This is a genomic window from Sphaerospermopsis reniformis (assembly GCF_005402885.1).
Taxonomy (GTDB): domain Bacteria; phylum Cyanobacteriota; class Cyanobacteriia; order Cyanobacteriales; family Nostocaceae; genus Sphaerospermopsis; species Sphaerospermopsis kisseleviana.
Map to the genome: position 1 here is coordinate 1 of NZ_BJCE01000436.1, position 2,278 is coordinate 2,278.

Consider the following 2,278-nt stretch of genomic DNA (forward strand, 5'->3'; position numbering starts at 1 on the left):
GAAATTAGTCCAAGGGTTTTGAAGGGTATACCGGAAAAAGTGTGCATTTTTTGGGATTTCAAGAGACGGCAAAGAAATTTTCACATCTCCTCCTGACTCCTGACTCCTGACTCCTGACTCCTATGCCTTCACGGAAAGACTTTCTCAGCAACCCCTAAGTAGGAATTAAGTGCAAGGTTTTTCAGTTGCCACCTCATAAAAGCTTGCACTTTTTGAAAGCACTTCGGCTTCGCTCAGTACAAGTCAAAATAGCTAAAACCCTTTACCTTGTAGGGGCGAAGCATTCGGGTGATAACCTATCGCTGAAACCATTAGACCTGTCCGAATGCTTCGCCCTTACGATTAATCAATCGGTGTTCTACTTTCGTTATTTTTTGCGTAAGTCCTGAAATAAAAGAAGTCGGGGAACTGCTGAATAAGGGGTATCTAAATATTTTACTTTACTAAATTCAAGGGAATTGCTATAAACTTATTGACGACGGTCAAGTAAAGCATGATGGGAAAAAATTCCCTGCAATTTCAAATTAGTAAAATCCATAATTGCATTAATTAAATCCCTTTGCTCTGAGCTTAAATTAACCGCTTCTATTGCTTCGTTAAGGTTACTAAGCTGTTACGCAGCTAAATTCTATAATCATAATATTCTTAGCTCTTGTGGAACAGGCATCTTGCCTGTTAAACTTATACAAATTAAATGCACAACAGCTTACCATGATGTAAATGATAGGCAAGTTGTTTCTGTTGTTCAACATCTAAAACTACCAGAATTTCCTTGTTGCGTCTTTGACGGACAGCTTGCAGTTTTTGACGTTCCTGGGGAGTTAAATCATTTTCGGAAACAGTAATAGTATCTTTAGTATTTTCGCTAAATGCAGTGAAAATGACTTGAGGAGAAATAGATGAACTAGATGAACTATCAGCAGAAGCTATAGTAATTTCTGGTAATAACAAAGCTAAAAAAACAACAAGCACTAACGCTAATAACCGTTTTGTCAATTGAATATTCATGTTGAGAACAACCTAAATCAAATTTAAGACTGGAGAATAAGTCATACTCTCACAATTTTCCTACGTTTAGGGACAGAGATTGAAAACCCGGTGAAATTTTACCAATTACCTATATTTTTTCTCTATGACTAAATTCAGAAATTGATAATAAAGAAATATATATAAGAGGTATTAGAATTACATTCTTTTATATTTCCCAACTTGACGCTATCATCAAAGTCATTATCAAAAGTCATGATCAGAGGTGATAGTCATGAGTGAACAGGTATTAGAAAAAACCGCAATCAACAATAACCTTACTGAAGAAAGAGAAATTGATTTAGAGACTGCTTTCCGGGAATCTCAAGTACAAGACATTCTTGATAAATTAGATCAGGAATTAGTCGGTTTAAATTCCGTCAAAACCAAGATTAAAGAAATGGCGGCCTTGTTGTTGGTTGACCGTATCCGTAAAAGTCTGGGTTTAGATGCTGGTGCGCCTAGTTTACACATGACCTTTTTAGGCAATCCAGGCATGGGTAAAACTACTGTAGCTATGCGGATGGCGGAAATTCTCTATCGTTTAGAATACATCCGCAAAGAAAGCGTAATTTTAGTCACGAGAGATGATTTAGTTGGGCAAGGTATTGGACAAACCGCACCCAAAACCAGAGAAGTGTTAAATAATGCAATGGGTGGTGTTTTGTTAATTGATGAAGCTTATACTTTATATCGTCCTGATCATCCCGGAGATTTCGGTTTAGAAGCCATTGAAATTTTGATGCAGGTAATGGAAAATCAGCGAGATGATTTAGTTGTCATTCTTGCTGGTTATAAAACTCAAATGGAGCATTTTTTTCATAGTAATCCAGGAATGAATTCCCGGATTGGGTTACACATTGAGTTTAATGATTATAGTGTTGATAATTTGATGATTATCGCTCAATCTATAGTCAAAAATCAGAACTATTGTTTTAGTTCAGAAGCAGAAACAGCTTTCCGTGAATATTTAATTAGACGGAAGAATATGCCCCATTTTGCTAATGCTCGTAGTGTGAGAAATGCTATAGACAGGGCGCGTTTGCGTCAAGCTAATCGTTTATTGAGTAGTGGCAAAAAATTAAATAAACAAGATTTAATTACCATTGAAGCGGTTGATATTCTCGCTAGTCGGGTATTTAGAGAAGGTGTTCCTGACTGCGAACCAGAAAGTTAGTGACTGGGGAATGGGGACTGGGGACTGGGGACTGGGGACTGGGGACTGGGGACTGGGGACTGGGGAAGAAGCAGG

At 37.6% G+C, this 2,278-nt stretch carries 2 protein-coding genes; one reads left to right on the forward strand and one right to left on the reverse strand.

Annotation, left to right across the window (positions count from 1 at the left end; translation table 11 throughout):
* Nucleotides 1–690: 690 nt before the first annotated feature.
* Complete coding sequence (locus FFR48_RS27360) at nucleotides 691–1,008, reverse strand: hypothetical protein (protein WP_137669522.1); 318 nt, start codon at nucleotides 1,006–1,008, stop codon at nucleotides 691–693.
* Nucleotides 1,009–1,261: 253 nt separating this feature from the next.
* On the opposite strand from FFR48_RS27360, the gene FFR48_RS27365 reads away from it, so the two are divergent.
* A complete protein-coding gene (locus FFR48_RS27365; RefSeq protein WP_096570212.1) occupies nucleotides 1,262–2,203 on the forward strand; it encodes an AAA family ATPase in 942 nt (313 codons plus the stop codon).
* Nucleotides 2,204–2,278 lie beyond the last annotated feature (75 nt).